Here is a 20,745-nt window from a genome sequence, read left to right as displayed (position 1 = left end):
GTATTTCGGTTTATAGTTTTAAGTGATGAACTCCGAAACGCCTTCAGTGGCGTTTCGGAGTCCGGTTGATTTTACAATTCGAATTCGAGGTTTTCGATCTCCGTGGCGATCTGTTTCACGAAACGGGTCGCTTCGCCGCCGTCCAGCGCGCGGTGATCGTAGGTAAGGCTCAGTCCGATGTGCGGAACGAAACCGTAGACTCCGCCGCCGAGGTCTTTCGGACGCGGAACGATCGTGTTCACGCCGAGGATCGCAACCTGCGGCAGATTGATGACCGGGGTAAAGATCTCTACGCCGTAGTTGCCGAGATTCGATACGGTGAACGAAGCGGCTTCCGAAGAGAGCAGATCCGGATCGATCGAGCCTTTCTTGCAGGCTTCGGCGACCTCTTTGAGCTGGCTGGCCAGCCCCTGGATCGACAGGTCGTCGGCATTCTTGACGGTCGGAACCATCAGGCCGCGTTCGGTATCGACGGCCAGTCCGAGGTGCACCTTCGAGAAGTTGCGGGTGCTGTCGCCGAGGAAGTGGGCGTTGACCTGCGGGAACTTCTTGAGAGCCTTGATAACGGCCATACATACCATGTCGTTGAGGGTGATGTTGGTCGGGTAGCCGTTTTCGACCGCTTTTTTGACCTTCTTGCGCAGCGCCATGATGCGGCGGGCGTCGGCGCTGAGGTGGTGGGTAAGCTGCGCCGAATTCTGCAACGAAGCGTGCATCGCCTTGGCGATGATTTTGCGCATGTTCGAGATCGGCTTGATTTCGCTGTCGGTGGCGTAAACCGAATTCTTCAGCGCGCCTACGTCGGCGCCTTTGGCCATGCCGGCCAGTCCGCTTCCGGCCGTCGGAAGGGCTGCTCCCGTCTCTTTGATAATGGCTTTGGCCAGGGGCGTGGTTTTCGGAGCGGCTTCCGCGGCGGCTTTTACGTCGCGTTCGATCACGCGGCCGTGAGGGCCCGTTCCGGTCAACGCGGCAGCGTTGACGGCTTCTTTTTCTGCCAGCGCTTTGGCGCGCGGGGATACCGGCGACATTGTCCCCGAAGGAGCTGCCGTAGGCGCTGCCGCCGGTGCGGGCGCTGTCGTTTTTACTTCGGCGGGCGCTACCGTGGCCGCTGCCGCCGGCGCCGCAACTTCTGCTGCGGGAACTGCGCCACCCGGACGGAATTCGTCGGTGGATTCGCCTTCGTTGCCGATCACCATTACGTTGGTCAGCACCGGTATTTCATCGCCGTTGTCGAAAAAAACGTCCAGAACCGTTCCGGCTACCTGGGCTTCTTCTTCGAAAGAGGCTTTGTCCGTTTCATAGGCGAAAAGGATGTCTCCCACCGCTACGGTGTCGCCTTTTTTCTTTTTCATTTCGGTCAGGATACAGCTTTCTACGGACTGTCCCTGCTTCGGCATGATAACTACTGTTGCCATAATTTAGGTTTAAGTATGTTGGTTTTAAATTGTAGTTTTTGGAAAATCATTGCAAAGTTACAACAATAACTTAGATATACAAGTGATTTTGATAATTTTTTTTAAGCGTTGATAACAAGCGTGTTATTGAAAATATTAATACTTACAAGTTTGTAGCTTGTATATACAAATTTGTTGACTTGGAATTTGGAATAACAGAATACTTTGTCTACTTTTGGACTGCCCGGCGCGCGGTTCGGACGGTCGCCCGATCGCAGTATCCGGTTGACCGATAAGCCGGTTCGTCGGCGTGCGGGGCGATTAATTCAGAGAAGTTGTTATGGGCAATTTGCCGCAGTATAAACAAATGTACGAAACGTTGCGCGGACAGATCGCGTCGGGGGAATTCCGTCCGGGCGACTTGCTGCCGTCCGAGCACGACCTTTGCCGGCAGTACCGTCTGGCGCGGCCGACCGTGCGCAAGGCGCTCGACCAGTTGGTCGCCGACGGGTTCATCGTCAAGCACCAAGGCAAAGGCAGTATCGTCAAAGGGGCGCCCAAAGGAATCGGCATCCTGTCGCTGACCGGAACGACCTCGGCGCTGAGCAGCGCGAATCTTTCGACGCACATCATCCTGAAGCCGGAGTCCCGGCCGTTGGACGAGGCGTTTTCATTCCCGGTCGAACCGCAGGAGCAGCGGGCCGGCTGTTTTTATTTCGAGCGGCTGCGGCTGGTGAACGGCGAGCCGGTGTTTTTCGATATAACGATGCTGCCCGATATCAACCTGCCCCGTTTCGCCGAATACGATCTCGAAAACCGTTCGCTGTTCGATTCGCTGCGAACGCGCTATCAGATCGTCGTGACCGGCGGAACGCAGCAGCTTTTCGCGATCCGCGCCGACAAGCGGCTGCAGGAGTACCTGAACGTGCGCGCCGGCCATCCGATCCTGCAGTTGAACCGGAAGATCGAGACTAATCGTCCCGGTTTCCATATTTACAGTCAGGTTTTCTGCGCCACGCAGGGCTACGGCCTGATCGGAACTTTTTGATAAGAGGGGGATTCATTGCATAATCGACCGAATTTATTATGAAAAACGATACGAATATGAGTCAGATCAAGCAGTATGCGATCGATACGTTCAACGCCGAGGCGGACGCCATTCGCAACCTGAGCAACCTGTTGACCGACGATTTCGACCAGGCGGTCGAGGCGATACTGGTTTGTACCGGCAAGGTCGTCGTTACCGGCATGGGCAAATCGGGTATCATCGGTAAAAAAATCGCCGCTACGCTGGCCAGTACCGGGACGCCGGCTTTTTTCCTGCATCCGGGCGAAGCCTATCACGGCGATCTGGGTATGATCTCGAAGAACGACGTGGTGCTGGCGATCGCCAATTCGGGACAGACCGACGAGGTGCTGAAGCTGATCCCGTTCATGCAGAACAACGGCAATACGATCATCGCCATTACCGGCAACCCGCAGTCAACGCTGGCTAAAAATGCACATTTTCATCTGAATATCAATGTGGGGCGCGAAGCGTGTCCGCTGAATCTGGCTCCCACGTCGTCGACGACCGCGATGCTTGTGATGGGCGACGCGTTGGCGATCGCGCTGATGAAGATGCGGAATTTCAAGGCGGAGGATTACGCCGTGTTTCATCCGGGCGGAAGCCTCGGACGCCGGCTGTTGACCCGCGTGCGCGACGTGATGCGCAAGGACGGCGTTCCGTGCGTTCCGAAGACGATGACCCTCGGCGAGGTCATCATTGCGATCAGCGACGCCCGGCTCGGGATTGCCGCGGTCGTCGAGAACGGCAAGTTGATCGGTGTGATTACCGACGGGGACGTGCGCCGGGCGATGGCTAAATACAAGGAGAATTTTTTCCGGATCGAGGCGCAGGAGATCATGTCGCGCAATCCGAAAACCATTTCGCCCGATGTCCGCATTACGGCGGCCGAGGAGATGATGCGCGTCAATAAGATCCATTCGATCATCGTGGTCGACGATGCGGGCGCCGTGGCGGGCGTCGTCGAGTTTTTCAACGTGTCGGTGCTCGGGTAGCGTTCCGGAATGCCGTAAGCGACCGTCGAAAAGCCCGCGCAGAATTATTCTGCGCGGGCTTTTCGCGTATCGGGTCGTCGTGATTTCACGGTACGGCTCGGTTGCCGTTTGCGGCCGAATAAGCGGCTTCCGGGGCGACCGTTTTTGCATTTGCGAAAAAAGAATTAATTTTGAGGACGGCGGCGGGCATCCGCGGCCGCTAAACCGGAATCCGATGGCAACGAAGGATCAGAGCGAGTTCAAATACCTGGTGGCGAACGATCGGGACCGGCTGTGGGGAATTACCGTCACGTCGGTCGGTTTTCAGCGCATCGATGCGGACGAAGCCTATCCTCCGGCCGACCACCCGGCCGGTTATTATTTCAACGTGACCGCCGGCCGGGTGCTCGACGAATACCAGTTGATCTACGTGGTCGACGGAGAGGGCGTTTTCGAATCCGACGGCAAGACATACGCGCTGGCTCCCGGGGCGATGTTCTTGATCTTTCCCGGATGCTGGCATACGTACCGTCCGAACCGCAAAACCGGTTGGGGCGTCTATTGGATCGGTTTCCGGGGCAAGGTGGTCGACGAACGGGTTGCCGGCGGCTTTTTCAGCGGGCGTTCGCCGGTCTACAACGTAGGGATCAGTACGCTGGCGATCGACGTTTACCGCGGCGCGATGCAGGCGGCCGGACAGGAGGGCCCTTATTACCAGCAGATGCTGTCCGGCGCCGTTTCGCTGTTGATGGGGGGGGCGCTGAACCTGAATTCCGGCCGGAAATCCCCGAACGACGAGACGTGCGATAAAATCGCCCGGGCGAAGGTGATCATGCGCGATAACCTGTCCGAAAATATCAGCGCGCAGGAGGTGGCCCGGCGGCTGCACGTCAGCTACTCGTGGTTCCGCACGGCGTTCAAACGGCACGCCGGGATGGCGCCGGCGCAGTATATCCTCGAACTGAAACTGTTCCGGGCGATGGAGTTGCTTTCCGATCCGGCGATGACGGTCAAGGAGGTTTCCTATGCGTTGGATTTCAACTCTTCGCGTTATTTCTCCAGCTTTTTCCGCAAGCGCACCGGGTACAGTCCGCAGGAGTACCGCTGCCGGCTGCGCGGCAGCGAAGCCACGGACGATCCGCTCGACTGACGGATCAAAAATCAGAACTTATATATCAATTTTGGAACACGATCCGCGTCCGGTCGTTTTACTTTTGTATGAACGAGGGAGATCGTGCGTAATTTTTTAACCCGAACAGAAATCGTTATGAAAAAGAAACTGTTTGTCGCCGCGGCCTTGCTGGCGGCGATGGGCGCGTCCGGCAAGGGACGCGATGCCGCTCCGAAACGGATCGCCGATTCCGACGGAATCGTCCGGATCGAGGTGCTCGCCTGCGAGGATACGATCCTCCGCCGCGGTTCTCCGGATACGGAAGATATCAAATATGGATTCGAGGGCGGCCGGGTCGTGAAAATCGGAAACACTTATCACATGATTACGTCGGAGATGGTCGGCGATCCGTACTGCGTGCGGATGCGCACCGGCTACTGGACTTCCGAGAACGGGACGGACTGGCGCCGCCGGGCCACGATCCGCGAGTCGGACGCCGATTTTACCGGCGCGTCGCAGCGCGCGGCGATCTGGGGGCCGATGATGGTCTACCATAAAAAAGACAAACGGTGGCATCTCTTTTACGTATGCTATAAGGCGCTTCCGCAGCAACCCGACGTCAATAACCTGAATTTTGACGGCGTGATTCAGCACGCCGTTTCCGATGTAAAAGGAATCGAAGGGATCGGCGGTCCCTATACCGACCGCGAAATATTGATGCGCTACGACGAGAATCCCGATCCGTGGGAGGGACATCAGGGGGTCGATTCGTTTTTCCCGTATCGAATCGGAAAGCAGTGGTACGCGCTGTACGGCAGCGCGACGACCCAGCAGATGTCCACCTGCAGGTGGATGGTCGGGATGGCCCGGGCCGACCGAATCGAAGGGCCGTGGACGCGGATGAGCGAACTGAACCCGGTAGGCCTGGAGAGTTTTGCCGAGAATCCGATCGTGATGCGGCTCGAAAACGGAGTTTATATCGCGATCGTCGACGGCGGTCCGTGGGTCGATAAGCTGGGATATACGTTGTCGTGGGACGGTGTGCACTGGTCGAAACTGCGCCACATCGACATCGAACCGGTCGTGAAAAAATGGTGGACCGCGCTGCGGACGCCGATTTCGCTGATCAAGGAGAAAGACGGCACGTATACGATGTTCTTCACCGCATTTAAGGATTACGACGGCCTGTCGTACGGGGTGGTCAGCAAGTTGAAACTGAAACTTACCTTTCTAAATAAATAACCGTGTCGGGGGAGACGAAGGCGCGCGCCGGTACGGAACGGGGGCTCTTTTCGGTGCGGGCGGCATAACCTACAAATATTGGACGAATGAAAAAAATCCACTTGACCATCCTGTCTTTGATGCTTGCCGTCGGCGGAACTGCCGACGCGCAGGACGGAGCCGACGCGCAATCGGCGCAGCGGCTTTTCGATCAATTCGCCGATCCCGGCAGCGAGTTCCGCACCAAGCCGTTTATGGTGTGGAACACCGAGATTACGCCGCACCGGATCGACCGTATCCTTTCCGAATATAAGGAACAGGGCTGCGGCGGCGTATTTATCCATCCGCGGCTCGGACTGATTACCGAGTACCTGTCGCCGACGTGGAACGAGATGGTGAAATATACGGTGGACAAGGGGCGCGATCTGGGACTCGAAGTGTGGCTTTACGACGAAAATTCCTACCCGAGCGGTTTCGCCGGCGGGCATGTGCCGCGCGAGATGCCGGAAGCGTTCAACCAGGGACAGGGCCTGAAACCGACGGCGGCCGATACGATGCCCGCCGATGTTTCGAAATATTTCGTGATTGTCGCCGAGGAGGACGGTAAATTCGAAAACGTTACCGAGCGGGCCGCTTCGATGGCCGGACGGCCGGGCCGGTTTTACCTGTATGAAAAGACTTTTTACCAGCCGTCGCCGTGGTATGCCGGCGGGCCGTATGTCGACTTGCTGGCGCACGGGGTGACCGACAAATTCATGGAGATCACGATGCAGGGTTACGAAAAGACGTTCGGAGGCGACCTGAAGGGAAATGTGAAGGGCGTTTTTACCGACGAACCCGAGATCGTGTCGCCCGGCGGCGTGCGTTGGACGCCCGATCTGTTCGACGTTTTCCGTAGCGAGTACGGTTATGATCTGAGCGACTGCCTGCCGCAGTTGCACGAGGAAATCGGGGATTGGCGAAAGGTGCGTCACGACTATTTCCAGTTGCTCAACCGCCTGTTTGTCGAGCGCTGGGCCAGGCCGTGGTACGATTACTGTGCCGGGAAAGGGATTTCGTGGACGGGGCACTACTGGGAGCACAACTGGCCGCTGGTGACCGGCGTAACGGACAACATGTCGATGGCCGCGTGGCAGCAGGTTCCGGGGATCGACATGCTGTTCAACCAGTTCAATGAAAAGAGCACCGGCGCGCAGTTCGGGAATATCCGGTCGGTGAAGGAGGTGCGGAGCATAGCCAACCAGCTCGGGCGGCCGCGCGTCCTGAGCGAAACTTACGGCGGCGGAGGATGGAACGTGACGTTCAAAGATATGAAACGGCTGTGCGACTGGCAGATGGTGCTGGGCGTCAACTTGGTCAATCAGCACGTAGGGCACATGAGCATGGCCGGGGTGCGTAAGTTCGATTATCCGCCGATGTTCAATCAGAGCGCCGCGTGGTGGAACGACTACCGGGCGCTGAACGATTACATCGCCCGCATTTGCGCGGCGATGAGCCTCGGCGAACAGCGAAACGATATTCTGGTGCTGGAACCTACGACCTCGGTATGGATGTATAACCAGTATTACGGGACTGCGTCTTTGAACCGGGCGATGGAGATCGGGCAGGCGTTTCAGGATTTGGTGACGGAACTCGAACACGCGCAGGTGGAATTCGACCTGGGATGCGAAAATATTTTCCGGACGAACGGAAGCGTCCGCGACGGAAAGTTCGTCGTTGGGCAGCGGGCGTACGGTACTTTTGTCGTTGCGCCGCAGACCGAAAACCTCGAACGCGAAACGTTCGATATGTTGCGCGGGTTCGTGCGCACCGGCGGCCGGCTGATCGCTTTCGGGCATCCGTCCCGCGTGGAAGGCGAACCGTCTGCGGAAGCGGAAGCTTTTTTTGCGTCGGACAGCGTGATTTCGCTGGCGGAATGCACACCGGAAGCGATCGACCGTTATTTGCGCAGCGAGGGCATCCGGTTTGTCCGCCGGGAAGGGGGCGATCTGCACCATCACCGCAGGGAGTTCGACGGCGGCCAGACGCTGCTGCTGGTGAATGCTTCGCTCGACGAAGCATCCGACGTGGAAGTCGCGCTGAACGGGAAACATGCGGTGCGGATGGATGCGCTCGACGGGAAGGTATATGAAATGCCGGTCGAAACGGCAAATGGTGCTGTGACCGTAAAAACCCGTGTCGAACCGGCCGGCAGCGTGCTGCTGTATGTTTCTAACGATCCGGTCGAAGCCCGGAAACCGCAGGTGTCGACGGGCGGTACGCCGTTGCAGGCCGACGGTCCGGTGCGGATCGCACGCCACAGGGACAACGTGCTGCTGATCGATTTTATCGATTTGCAAAACGGGGACAAGCAGTACAAAGATATTTATTACAACAATGCAGGCGCGGAAGTGTTCCGCAACGCCGGGCTGAGCGGGAATCCGTGGTTCTGGGCGATGCAGTACAAGCAGGATATCGTGAACATGGATCTTTCTGCCGCGCCGGGCTTTACGGCCGCTTACCGTTTTACCGTTTCGGGAGCCGGGGTGGATACGAAGTCGATGAAGATTCTGGTGGAACGCCCCTGGCTGTACACCGTGAAAGTGAACGGCACGCCCGTGCAGGCCGGCGAAGATTGGCTGCTGGACGAAGAGTTCAAGTTGATCCCGGTCGGAAAATACGTGCATTCCGGAGAGAATACGGTCGAACTGGTCGCCGCTAAAACGACCGTCCATACCGAATTGGGCGCCGTCTATGTGCTGGGCGATTTCGAGGTCGTACAGCGCGGCGACCGCTGGACGATCGTGCCGGCGGCCCGTTACGGTCCGTTGCGGAACTGGCAGGCGCTCGGCGCGCCGTTCTACCCGTGGGAGATGAAATATGCGAAACGCTTCAAAGTGAACGGCGTTGCCGGGAAAAGCTATTACGTAAAGGCCGACCGCTGGACGGGGTCGCTCGTCGAGGTATGGGTCAACGGCCGTAAGGCGGGCGTCGTTTTCGCCGAGCCGTATACGCTCGATGTCACGCCTTTCGTCCGGAAAGGGAAAAACGACGTCGAACTGCGCGTGGTGGGAAACATGGAAAACCTGATCGGTCCGCACCACGTCGCCTACGACGGCATCGTCGATCCGAACCGGTGGAACGTGCCGCAGTTGCGTAAGGCGTCGGAATATTTCCTGACGCCGTTCGGGTTGCAGGAGGATTTTGCGCTCGTCGAATGCGAATGATTATTTTTTGAAAACGAATAAAAAACATGAAAATCGGACTTTTTGGAATCGGACTGAATACTTATTGGGGGCAGTTCGACGGTTTGCTGGAACGTTTGCAGGGCTACCAGCGGCAGATCGCGGAAAAAATGAGCGGCATGGGGGCCGAGGTGGTCGACGCCGGGATGGTGGATGACCCGGCGAAAGCGGACGCCGCCGCGCGGCGGCTGAAAGAAAACGATGTGGAACTGGTGTTCCTGTACATATCGACTTACGCGCTGTCGTCGACGGTGCTGCCGGTGGTGCAGCGGCTCGGCGTGCCGGTGATCGTGCTGAACCTGCAGCCCGCCGCGGCGATCGACTACGATTACCTGAACGGCATGGGCGACCGCGGTCGGATGACCGGCGAGTGGCTGTCGCACTGCCAGGCCTGCTCGGTGCCGGAAGTGGCCTGCGTGTTCAACCGGCTGGGACTGAAATACGACATCGTGACCGGATACCTGGCCGAGGAGTCCGTCTGGGAGCAGATCGGAGCGTGGATCGAAGCGGCCGGTGTAGCCGCCGCGATGCGTCGGAACCGGATGGGGGTGCTCGGCCATTACTATTGCGGGATGCTCGACGTATATACCGACCTTACGCGGATGTCCGGCGTATTCGGGACGCATGTCGAACTGCTCGAAATGTGCGAACTGAAAGAGCTGCGCGACCGCGTGACCGATGCTGAAACCGCCGCTAAGATCGAGGAGTTCCGTTCGACTTTCGACGTAGCCGCCGATTGCGAACCGTACGAGGTGGAACGCGCCGCGCGGACTTCGGTCGCGCTCGACAAATTGGTGGAGGCGCACCGGCTCGGCTCGATGGCTTATTATTACGAAGGGGCCGCCGGCAACGAATACGAAAATATCGTGACGTCGGTGATCGCCGGCAATACGCTGCTGACCGGCCGTAACATTCCGGTCGCCGGCGAGTGCGAAGTGAAGAATGCTCATGCGATGAAGATACTGGCCGAATTCGGGGCCGGCGGGTCGTTCTCGGAGCCTTATGCGATGGATTTCGACGACGACGTGGTGCTGTGGGGACACGACGGTCCGGCGCATTTTGCGATCGCCGAAGGCCGCGTGGGACTGGTGCCGCTGCCGATCTATCACGGCAAACCGGGCAAAGGACTTTCGATCCAGATGAGCGTCCGCCGCGGACCGGTGACGCTGCTGTCGGTGGTCGAGGGCCGCGACGGGGTGTTTTTGCTGACCGCCGAAGGAGAGTCCGTCGAGGGTAAGGTGCTGCAGATCGGCAATACGAACAGCCGGTATCGTTTCCCGATCGGTGCCCGCGCCTTTATGGACGGATGGGCCAAGGCCGGGCCTGCCCACCACTGTGCGATCGGTATCGGTCATCTGGGCGATAAAATCGAAAAACTGGGTTTCCTGCTGGGCATCCCGGTGGTGAAGGTATGCTGAGCCGGCGGAAAATAACGGGCGACTTGCTCGTTCTGTTGACCGGCGGACTGTTGGCGCTGGCGCCGGCGGGTTGCTCCGTATCCGGCGTCGCCGGGCGGCTGACCTGGGATCGTAAGCCGGTGCTGGATCATTCGCCCCGGTTTCCTGCCGGGGAGTGGGAGCGTCCGCAGCGGGCTGTGCTGGAGGGCTTTCTGCACGCTTATCAGCCCTGTGTGATCGAGATGGACGATTCGGAATATCCTTACCGGATGTGGTTTTTCGGCTGGATCGTCGATCCGACGAATCCCGAATATCCCGGCTGCGATGCGATCTACCATGCCCGTTCGCGCGATCTGGATCGTTGGGAGGTGCTTTGTAAAGACGGCAGTTGGAGCGGCGACCGACCGGAGGATTGGGCCTCGACGCTGTTCGCTTCGACCGACGGCGACCGGCATTATTACCATGCGTGGCATGTGGGCGATCCGTCGGTCGTCTTTCGCGACGGGGTGTATTACATGGCTTTCAGTTCGACGTCGAAACCGCTGGACGGGCCGCTTGCGGGGTATCCTTCCGGGATGATGTTGTGCGTAATGGGGGCTACGTCCGTCGATGGGGTTCATTGGCACAAGCGCGAAGAGCCGCTGCTGATCGCGCAGTGCGATTCGGTGTTCCCGCCCCGGGCCGCCGCCGCCCGGGTAGGCGACTTTCACCGGCCGACGCTGATGTGGGACGAGCAGCAGCAGGCGTGGAAGCTCTATTTCGACTATTACAACGCTTCCCTTCCGGGGAACTGCCATATGGGGCTGGCTGAGTGTCGGGGCGATTTCCGGACGGGGCGTTTCGATTTTGTCCATTCCCTCGACGAACCGCTGCTCGACAATTGGCCCAATCCGGAAGTGGTTAAGATCGGCACGGGTTACTACTGTTTTTCCGATCCGCCCGGTTACGCTCCTGCGGATAAGACTCCCGGGCGCTTCGAGGGATGGGACAGCCGCCAGCTCCGGACGGCTTTTTCGGCCGACGGGCGGCATTGGGAGAAGGGCGAATTTATCCCGCCCGATCCCGGAATCGCCGCCTGCCAGGTGCCGCAGACCTTCGTCTGCCGCCGCGACGGCAAATGGTGGCTCTACCTGTTCTATGCCACGCAGATCGGCCGCCGGGACAACGGCCGTCGGTACGAATGGTTCCGCGAAGGGGAGTACAATTGGTTTTACGACCAGATCCGCTATATGCGGCAAGAGATCAAATGACAGAAACGCCGGGAGAACGTTTCGTAAATCCGTCGGCGGGATTTCGAATGAAAAACTGAACTTAAACCTAATATCAAAAATGAAATCGTTGAAAATAATTTGCGCGATCCTGTGTGCCGGACTATCGTTTCCGGCTGCTGCTGCGGGGTCGCAGATCGGAGAACGGTTGATGTGGACCGACGCGGCAACGGCCGCGCCCGATATCCATGTCGGTTTCCGCGGAACGTTTACGCTTGACTCGGACGCCCGCGTCGACCTGCGGCTGAGCGGGGCTTCGTGGTATGTGGTCTGGATCGACGGGGAGTATTTTACCGAAGGGCCCGACCGTTATACGGCGGCTTATCCGGAGTACCAGCTTCGTAGCGTCGATCTGAAAAAAGGAAAACACACGATCGCCGTGCAGTTGCAGTACGAAGGGGTCGTTACCCGCATTCTGCACCCGATACAGCCGTTCCTCTACCTGGAGGCTGCGGTCGGAGGCAAGGAACTGCCGATCGACTGGCGCTGCCAGCGACTTGCCGGTTATAGCTCGCAGGTGCGCCGGATCAACCCGCAGTTGGGGTGGATCGAGTGGCTCGATACCCGCGCCTTGCAAAAGGATTGGCAGCAGCCCGCCTACGACGATTCGTCGTGGGGAAAGCCCGTTTTCGTCGAACGCGCGATCGGGGAATTCGCCGCATCGAAGATCGCTCCGGTCAAAAGCTTGAAGATCGAACCGAAGCTGATCGCCTCCGGCGAACTGGCCGAAGTGTTCGGTTATCCGGGCGATAATCCGGGGGCCAGCTTTTTCCTGCGCGACTTGTCGCCGGAACGTTATCCGGGGCAAGGCGTTTGGCGGCGTTACGATCTCGGCCGGGTACGCCTGGCGCGTCCCGACCTGGTGCTCGATCTGCCTGCCGGAGCTGTCGTGGAGATCGCTTCCAGCGAATTCCTCAGCGACGGCCGCGTCGCCCCGTGGATCACGCTGTCGGCCGGGGATTCCTATAATATGTACCGCTTTATCGCCCGCGGCGGCGAGCAGCGTTTTTTCCCGCTGATCCCGCACGGGGGCCGTTTCGTCGAAGTGCATGTGATCGCGCCGAAGGACAGCGTGCGTTTCGTCGACGAGTCGTTCGTCGAAAGGGGGTATTACGACCGTGCGGACGGCAGTTTTTCGAGCGCGGACGATCTGCTCAATACGATTTGGAACACCGGGATCGAGACCTACAAAGCGTGCAGCGAGGATGCCCTGATCGACAATCCGACCCGCGAGCGCGGACAGTGGCTCGGCGATGTCGGTATCGTCGGCATGGAGATCGGGGCTGTCGGTTTCTCCGATATCGGTATCGTGCGCCGCGGCTTGGTGCAGTCGGCCCAGTGCGCCAATCCGGAAGGCCTGGTGGCCGGACTGTGTCCCGGCGGGGAGTCTTACATGGCTTCCTATGCGCTGCAATGGGTTCCGGCCTGCCTGAATTACTGGCGGCTGACCGGCGACCGCACGGTGCTCGACGAATTGTTCGCCGCGGCCGAAAAGAACGTCGCCGCATTCGATCCGTACCTGACCGATCAGGGAATTACCAACGATTGCCCTTACTGGAACTTCATCGACTGGGGGTACGTAGCCAACGATGGCGGCAGCGATATGGCGCTGAACCTGCACTATATGATTGCCGTGCAGACGATGACGCGCTGGGCGGCCGAACTGGGACTCGAAGACAGGGAGGCCTACTACCGCGAAAAAGCCGCGAAGTTCAGCGGAATACTGGATCGTTACTACGCGCAGTACGGGTACGATTGGGATAAGATCGGATACCACCGCACAGTACTCGGCATGAAGGCCGGACTGATTCCGCAGCAGTACCGTCCGGCGGCGGTCGCTTTTATCAAAAAACATATCTTAAACTGCTTTCCGAACAACCCGGACGCTCCTCGGTTGAGCGATCCGGCTGCGAACAACCCGCAGTTGATTACGCCCTATTTTTCGCATTACGCTTTTCCGATCCTGTTCGAGAACGGGGAGACGGATTTCGTCCTCGATCAGTACCGCAAATGCTGGGGCTGGGCGTTGGGCGAAGGGCGCACGACTTGGGTGGAAGTGTTCGATACGCGTTGGACGCATTGCCACCAGTGGGCGGGAGCGCCGACCTGGCAGCTTTCGCGCTATGCGCTGGGGCTGAATCCCCGGTTCGACCGCGCAGTGAATTCGTTCGACCTGACGCTGCACGTCGGTTCGCTCGATCGCGCCTCGGGTAAAATTCCGTTGCCGTCGGGCGCCGTCGTCGGGGTCGACTGGACGCTGAAAGACGGTACGGTCTATTATACGGTCACCGCTCCGGACGAAGCGGTCGAGATTTTCACCGGGCAGGGAAAGAAAAAAGTGCAGGTGAAAGCCAACACTTCCCGGACGCTCGAACTGCCTGCGGTTTCGTCCCGGTAACCGGGGCTTCGGGTTTGGTTTCGGAGTGCGGATCATTTTACAGGATCCGCACTTTTTTATTGTAACTTTTTTCCGGCTTTCCCGTTTAATTCAGATAAAGCGGTTGGCTCGTGTGAGGATTGTTTTAAAGGGATGAGAAAATAGTCGAAAACGGGAAAACTTTTTTAGTTTTCCGTTTTTGGCCTATATTTGTGAATCCATTTAAAAATAAAATCGTATGAAACGTTTAAATTACCTGATTTTCATGTTCATGATGGTCTCCCCGGCGTTCTTGTCCGCTCAGACTGCTACGGTCGGATCGAAAGTAGGTCCTGTTAAAATATGCGATCCGAGCAACGAGCCTGTGGAGCTGCCGTATTTGGGCAAGAAAAACCTGCTGATTTTTTACGTGGACCCCGATAAGGCCAATCAGAATAAGGAGTTCCGCGAGAACCTCGAAAAGAACCAGATCGAGAGCGACAATATATACAGTTTCGGCGTGGTCAATCTCAAGGATGCTCCGTTGCTGCCGAATGCGATCGTGCGGGCTATGATTCGCAAAAAAGTCAAACAAACGGGAGCCGCGATCTATACCGATCCCGATTACATGCTGCGCGACGGGTGGAATCTGGGGGACGTGAACGATATGTTCGTGTTGATTTTCGTGAACAAGGACAAAGAGATCGAGTTTTTGTCGAAGGGGGAGCTTTCGCAGAATCAAATCGATGAATTTTACAGAGTTATCAATAAATACAAGTGATAGCTGAATTGTGGCGATTATTCACTACTTTTGCCCGCAAAACGAACGGGGGACAATGTTTTCTCTGTTGAAAAGTTCCTGAATATGGAGACCACGAAGAAAATTTTGTTACTTGTATTGACAGTTTGTATGAATTTTGCGACGGTTTCCGGCCGGACGGCTGCGACCGGCGGATCGGAAGGAGAGACGGCGGAGGCTGCGGCCGATTCGACGCTGTACCTTTCGAACGACACGATCGTCAAACCGTCGGGGGATACGACGGTGAAGCATCTGTACGTGACGCGGTTGAAGAAATCGGGGGATACGGTGGTGAGGAAGAATAATTTCTTCAGGCGTTTTTATCGCTATTTCGAAACCGCCAACGAAGATAAGACCCAAACGAAGAAGCTGGACTTCAGTATTATCGGGGGACCGCACTATTCGTCCGATATCAAACTGGGAATCGGGATCGTGGCTGCCGGATTGTACCGGGTCGATAAAAAGGACCTCAGCATACAGCCGTCGAGCGTCTCGTTGTTCGGGGATATTACTACGACCGGTTTTTATCTGCTGGGCGTGAGTAACAATACGCTGCTCAAAGGGGGAAAGTACCGGGTCGGTTTCTCGACCTATTTCTTTTCGTTCCCGAGCGCGTTCTGGGGAATCGGCTATGACAACGCTACGTATGCGACTCCCGGCAGCTACAAGCGGTTGCAGAACCAGGTGAAGGCGGATTTCATGTTCCGGGTGGCGAAGAATTTCTATCTCGGCGTCGATGCGAGTTTCAACTACATCGAAGGGAAGGATTTTTCGGACGTCGGTTATCTGAGAGGGGAAGCTACCCGTTATATCAATACCGGCGTGGGAGGCTACCTGATGTACGATACGCGGGATTTTATTCCCAATCCGTGGCGAGGGGTTTATGTGAAGCTGGAACAGCGGGTTTTCCCCGGTTTCTTCGGGAACAAAGGGGCGTTTTCGCGTACCGAACTCCAGGTGGACGCCTATCATCAGGTGTGGAAAGGGGGCGTTATGGCCTACGACCTGTACGGGGTGTTCAACTACGGCAATACGCCGTGGACGATGCTCGCCCTGATGGGGGGATCGACCCGGATGCGCGGATATTACGAAGGCCGTTACCGGGATAAGCAGATGATCGAGATCCAGGCCGAACTGCGGCAGAAGATTTACGGGCGCAGCGGGATCGCCGTTTGGGTGGGAGCCGGCAACGTCTTCCCGAGCCTGAACAAGTTCAACCCGGCGCATACGCTGCCCAACTACGGGATCGGTTACCGCTGGGAGTTCAAAAAGCGGGTGAACGTCCGGTTGGACTACGGTTTTGGAAAGAAGGGACAGAACGGATTTCTGTTCAGTATTAACGAAGCATTTTAATGAAAAAGATGATAAATCGGTTTTTCAGCGGATTGAAACGGGCGCTCGGGCTACAGGAGACCATATCGGTCGTTTACGTGGCGATCATGTTGCTGCCGAACCTGTTTTTGGCCGTTACAGAGCCCTATTCGTGGAGTACCGTGCTGGGGTCGATCCTGCTGCCGGCTACGTTTTATTTGTTGGTGTCGGTATCGCTGCCCCGTCCGGGCGGCGTGATGCTGTGCACGCTGCCGCTGATGATCCTCGGCGCGTTCCAGATCGTACTGTTGTATCTGTTCGGCGGGTCGATCATCGCGGTGGATATGTTCACGAACCTGTTTACGACCAATGCGTCCGAGGCCGGCGAGTTGTTGGCGAACATCTGGCCGGCGGTCGTGTTCGTCTGCGTGATCTATATTCCGCTGTTGGTGTTGGGGGTGCGCTCTCTGGTTATCAAACGGCGGCTCAGCGGGGTTTTTCGCCGTCGCGCGCTGTGGGCGGCGGCGGCGTCTTTCGTGCTCGGCGTGATTTTCGTGCTCGTTTCGACGTTCGCCCATCCGGGATTCGGCATGAAATACCATGTTTTTCCGATCAACGTGATTTATAATATCGACCTGACGCTCGACCGCTGGTCGCAGAGCGAAGCTTATCCGGAGACTTCCCGCGATTTTCGTTTCGACGTGACGCGAAGCCGGCAGGCCGACGGCCGCGAAATCTATGTGTTCGTAATCGGCGAGGCGTCGCGCGCCGCATCGTGGAGTCTGTTCGGCTACGAACGCGAAACCACGCCCCGTTTACAGCAGCGGGTCGGCGACGGCCTGGTGCCGTTCCGCGATATGCTGACGCAGTGCAATGCGACCCATAAGAGCGTGCCGATCCTGCTCAGCGCCGTTTCTGCGGCTAATTACAATGATATTTTTCAGGAGAAAAGTATTATTACGGCTTTCAAAGAGGCCGGGTTCAGGACGCTGTTCATATCGAATCAGGTTCCGAACCGTTCGTTGATCGACTTTTTCTCGGAGGAAGCCGACAGTCGCATCGACATCAGTCCGCGCGAAGGGCAGCTCTATACGGACAACCGTCCGGACGGGGATATGCTGTCTTATCTGCGGGATGTCATCGCAGAGAACGACGATAACCTGTTCATCGTATTGCATACTTACGGATCTCACTTCGATTATACGAAACGCTATCCGGCCGAATTCGCCCGTTTCGTGCCCGATCATGCGTCGGCGGTAAACCGCGAGAACCGGGATGTCGTTTGCAACGCTTACGACAACAGCGTGTATTATACCGATTATGTATTGGATCGGGTGATTTCGTTGCTGGACAGCGCGCGGGTTTGTTCGGCGTTGTTCTATTGCGCCGACCACGGCGAGGACCTGATGGACGACGACCGCGGACGGTTCCTGCACGCTTCGCCAACGCCGACCTATTATCAGTTGCACGTGGCTGCGCTCGCATGGTTTTCGGACGAATACCGGGCGCAATTCCCCGAAAAGTATCGGAATGCCGTGGCGAACCGCGATAAGCCGTCGACGACGGGTTCGGTTTTCCACGATCTGGCCGACATGGCGTTCCTGCAGAGCCGTTACATGGATTCGACGCAGGCCTTTACCAGTTCGGGTTTCGTGTTCAATCCGCGCAGGATGTACCTGAACGACCATAACAAGGCGGTGGAATTTTATAATTCAGGCCTGCGTCCCGAGGATTTCGAGATGCTCGACCGACATCATATCGAATACGACAAGGCTCATGTCCGGGATATCCTTTATTAGGAAGTACGATTTATACGTCAAATAATTTTAACAAAAACCAATTTTATTATGAGAAAAATTTTATTAGCGTCGCTCGCGGCCGTTTTCACGCTGGGTCTGATGAGTTCCTGTTCCAAGGACGATGACGGTCCGGGACCTGATCTGACCGATTATGCAGCCAAGATCGCCGGTATTTTCAAAGGCGATATGACCGTAGCGCTCGGAGAGGCGCAGCCCGGCGCACCGACTACGGAAAAGATTTACGTTACCCGGACCGGGGAGAACAAAGTGACCATGGAGATCAAGAATTTCACGTACGAAGGCATGAGCCTGGGAAATATCGAGATCAAGGACGTTGCCGTGGCTGCGACCAAGGCGACGGACGCTTCCGCTGCCTATAAATGCGCGGTAACCGGAAAAGGCTCCGTTTCGATCAACCTGAACGGGGTGCCGTTGACGGCCGATGTGGAGGTTTCCGGGACGGTTGCCAACGATAAGGCCGATATCAAGATCGTCGTGGACGCTGCGGGTCTGAAAGTCAACGTCGGTTTTGCCGGCGATAAGATCGGCGCGGATACTCCGGACTATGCGCTGGATATCGCCGGGACCTATACCGGGAAAATGATCGTTACCGTAGGCGACACTCCCGTCGGCCCGACCAAGCAGGAGATCGTTTTCGCGCGTCAGAACGAGAATGTAGTGCAGATGTCGATGGAGGATTTCTCTTTCGGCGGCGCCTCCCTCGGTAAGATCGTTTTGAGTGACGTGAACGTTGCCAAGAAGGATGCCGGATATACCGTTGCCGGCGAAGGCGACGTAAAAGTGTCGCTCGGCGGAAACCCGCTGACCGTCAAAGTGACGTTGGAAGGTACGGTGGAAGATAAGGCGACCGAGTTGGTGATGACGATTAACGTCCCGGGCGTAGGCGATGTCAAAGCCGAATTTACCGGCGCGATCGAATACGTTCCGAGCGACCTGGCCGAACTGCTGTCGATCGAATTCGCCGACAATGCGAAAGTTGCCGTGCAGCCTGCGACGACGGACGGTAAGAATTATACTTTTGCGATGACGGCCGACGCTACGGCCGACGACCTGAAAGGGCTGGTTCCGACGATCGTGGTATCGGAAATGGCTACCGTCGTACCGGCGTCGAACAAGACCGTCGATTTCTCGCAAGGCGCCGTGGACTTTGTCGTTACGGCCGAGGACGGAACCACTACGGCTACCTATACGGTATCTTGCGTCGGAAAACAGACCAGTCTGGCCAGCTTCGAAGAGTGGGAAGAAGAAAAATTATGGGGTAGTCCGGTTGGTATGAGGCCGGTTCTTTCTTCGGGATGGGCGACCAGTAATTCTGCCGCCGTTGTTCTGCAGGATGCGCCTTATAAACCCGTTGGGCCGGTTGATGCCGGTTATAAGGGCAAAGGTGCACAGATTTATTCGATCGATGCCCGTACGTATTACGAAGCGTTGCCGACGATGGTGCCCGCTCTTGCCGCAGGTTCGTTATTCATAGGCGAATTTAAGCTGAATATGACAAATACGTTGGCAAGTACTCGTTTTGGTGCTCTTTGCGATACGAAACCTACATTCGTAAGCGGATATTACAAATATGCGCCGGGCGATAGTATGATCAACAATATCGGCGAAGCTCTCAAAGATGCCGGAACGGACGAGTGTTCGATCGTGGCCGTATTGTATGAAGTGGAAAACGAGGAGGACGAAACGCTCGATGGTAGCAATGTCCTGAATGATTCGCGGATCGTTGCCAGTGCAATTATGACTTCCGGTGAACAGAAAGATTTCAAGCAATTCGGTCTGGAACTGAATTATACCGGAGAATACAATCCCGCGAATAAATATAAATTTGCGATCGTATGTTCGTCGAGTAAGAACGGAAGCGGCTATAAGGGTCCGGAAGGAACGGTACTCGGTGCACGGGGAAGTATGTTGATCGTCGATGAAATTTCCGTTTATTCTGCATTTTAAGACTCTCCTTTGATCAATAAAAACAGGCGAAAGAAATTTCGCCTGTTTTTTTATGGGGATCTTCCGGAAGATTTCTGCCTATTTTTGAAGGTTGTACGATTCCGTTTACATCTGTCGTCTTCCGGCGGAAGTGAGATTTGCGAATGCGTTTATTTGTTGTCCGTTTATCCGAACGTTTCGGCGAACTTCCACAGGTTGTCCTGCTGCGGTACGGGAGCCGTGACGCGTAAGGGTTCCTTGCGCACCGGATGGATGAATTCGATACTCCGCGAATGCAACGAGATGCTGCCGTCGCGGTTCGAACGCGCGGCGCCGTACTTCAGGTCGCCGCGAATCGGGCAGCCGATCTTAGACAGTTGCGCCCGGATCTGGTGGTGACGGCCGGTCAGCAGTTCGATTTCGAGCAGGTGGTAGTGCGTGCCGCTGCCTTTCAGCCGGTACCTCAGTCGCGCTTCCTTGCTTCCCGCTGTCGGACGGTCGTACACTCTCGATTTATTCGTTTTGCCGTCGCGGACGAGGTGGTGCACCAATTCTCCTTCGGGTTGTTGAGGCCGGTTCTCGGTCAGAGCCCAGTAGATTTTACGGATTTCGCGGTTTTTGACCAATTCGTTCATACGCGTCAACGCCTTGCCGGTCTTGGCGAAAAGCACGGCTCCGCTGACCGGACGGTCGATGCGGTGCACGACGCCGAGGAACACGTTGCCCGGTTTGTCGTCGCGCACGTGGATGAACGCTTTGATTTCGTCTTCGAGGGTCGGATCGCCGGTCGTGTCGGGCTGCACCAACTCTCCGGAACGTTTGTTGACTACGATCAGGTGGTTGTCTTCGTACAGGATAGATTCGGGATTGAACATGGT

The 20,745-nt window shown here is 56.9% G+C and carries 14 protein-coding genes; 12 read left to right on the top strand and 2 right to left on the bottom strand.

The window, feature by feature from the left end; all coding sequences use genetic code 11:
- Window positions 1-71: 71 nt before the first annotated feature.
- On the bottom strand, window positions 72-1,415 hold the full coding sequence (locus C1A08_RS02210; protein ID WP_101571096.1) for a dihydrolipoamide acetyltransferase family protein: 1,344 nt from the start codon (window positions 1,413-1,415) through the stop codon (window positions 72-74).
- 319 nt (window positions 1,416-1,734) lie between these two features.
- On the opposite strand from C1A08_RS02210, the gene C1A08_RS02205 reads away from it, so the two are divergent.
- The 12 genes from C1A08_RS02205 (at window position 1,735) to C1A08_RS02150 (ending at window position 19,888) form a co-directional block, all read left to right on the top strand.
- A complete protein-coding gene (locus tag C1A08_RS02205; RefSeq protein WP_101571094.1) occupies window positions 1,735-2,442 on the top strand; it encodes a GntR family transcriptional regulator in 708 nt (235 codons plus the stop codon).
- Window positions 2,443-2,498: 56 nt separating this feature from the next.
- Entirely contained in the window at window positions 2,499-3,455 is a 957-nt protein-coding gene (locus C1A08_RS02200) for a KpsF/GutQ family sugar-phosphate isomerase (protein ID WP_055205463.1), read from the top strand.
- 214 nt (window positions 3,456-3,669) lie between these two features.
- Window positions 3,670-4,584: an AraC family transcriptional regulator gene (locus C1A08_RS02195; RefSeq protein WP_180951506.1), complete on the top strand. Its 915-nt coding sequence runs from the start codon at window positions 3,670-3,672 to the stop codon at window positions 4,582-4,584.
- 117 nt (window positions 4,585-4,701) lie between these two features.
- A complete protein-coding gene (locus C1A08_RS02190; protein ID WP_101571090.1) occupies window positions 4,702-5,787 on the top strand; it encodes a hypothetical protein in 1,086 nt (361 codons plus the stop codon).
- 86 nt (window positions 5,788-5,873) lie between these two features.
- Complete coding sequence (locus tag C1A08_RS02185) at window positions 5,874-8,972, top strand: glycosyl hydrolase (RefSeq protein WP_101571088.1); 3,099 nt, start codon at window positions 5,874-5,876, stop codon at window positions 8,970-8,972.
- A 26-nt stretch (window positions 8,973-8,998) separates the two neighbouring features.
- Window positions 8,999-10,408 carry an L-fucose/L-arabinose isomerase family protein gene (locus tag C1A08_RS02180; RefSeq protein ID WP_101571086.1) on the top strand — a complete coding sequence of 470 codons (1,410 nt, stop codon included), beginning with the start codon at window positions 8,999-9,001 and terminating at the stop codon, window positions 10,406-10,408.
- Window positions 10,409-10,431: 23 nt separating this feature from the next.
- Window positions 10,432-11,637, top strand: a complete 1,206-nt coding sequence (locus C1A08_RS02175) for a hypothetical protein (RefSeq protein ID WP_145996497.1) — start codon at window positions 10,432-10,434, stop codon at window positions 11,635-11,637.
- Between the two features lie 79 nt (window positions 11,638-11,716).
- Window positions 11,717-14,053, top strand: a complete 2,337-nt coding sequence (locus C1A08_RS02170) for an alpha-L-rhamnosidase-related protein (protein WP_055205469.1) — start codon at window positions 11,717-11,719, stop codon at window positions 14,051-14,053.
- A 217-nt stretch (window positions 14,054-14,270) separates the two neighbouring features.
- Entirely contained in the window at window positions 14,271-14,792 is a 522-nt protein-coding gene (locus C1A08_RS02165) for a YtfJ family protein (protein WP_055205470.1), read from the top strand.
- 129 nt (window positions 14,793-14,921) lie between these two features.
- The gene (locus C1A08_RS02160; RefSeq protein ID WP_055205471.1) at window positions 14,922-16,163 is read left to right on the top strand and encodes a BamA/TamA family outer membrane protein; all 1,242 of its coding nucleotides are present in this window, start codon (window positions 14,922-14,924) and stop codon (window positions 16,161-16,163) included.
- Entirely contained in the window at window positions 16,163-17,920 is a 1,758-nt protein-coding gene (locus C1A08_RS02155; protein WP_101571079.1) for a phosphoethanolamine transferase, read from the top strand. Before C1A08_RS02160 ends, C1A08_RS02155 begins: the two co-directional genes overlap by 1 nt.
- A 48-nt stretch (window positions 17,921-17,968) precedes the next feature.
- Complete coding sequence (locus C1A08_RS02150) at window positions 17,969-19,888, top strand: PCMD domain-containing protein (protein ID WP_101571078.1); 1,920 nt, start codon at window positions 17,969-17,971, stop codon at window positions 19,886-19,888.
- Between the two features lie 164 nt (window positions 19,889-20,052).
- Here the strand turns inward: C1A08_RS02150 and C1A08_RS02145 are convergent, their stop codons facing one another.
- Window positions 20,053-20,742: an RluA family pseudouridine synthase gene (locus C1A08_RS02145; protein WP_101571076.1), complete on the bottom strand. Its 690-nt coding sequence runs from the start codon at window positions 20,740-20,742 to the stop codon at window positions 20,053-20,055.
- Window positions 20,743-20,745: the final 3 nt, after the last annotated feature.

Origin of the sequence: Alistipes sp. cv1 (genome assembly GCF_900240235.1) — a bacterium.
GTDB classification, from domain to species: domain Bacteria; phylum Bacteroidota; class Bacteroidia; order Bacteroidales; family Rikenellaceae; genus Alistipes_A; species Alistipes_A hominis.
The sequence above is the reverse complement of the archived record's forward strand: the minus strand, read 5'-3'. Positions and strand labels throughout refer to the sequence as shown.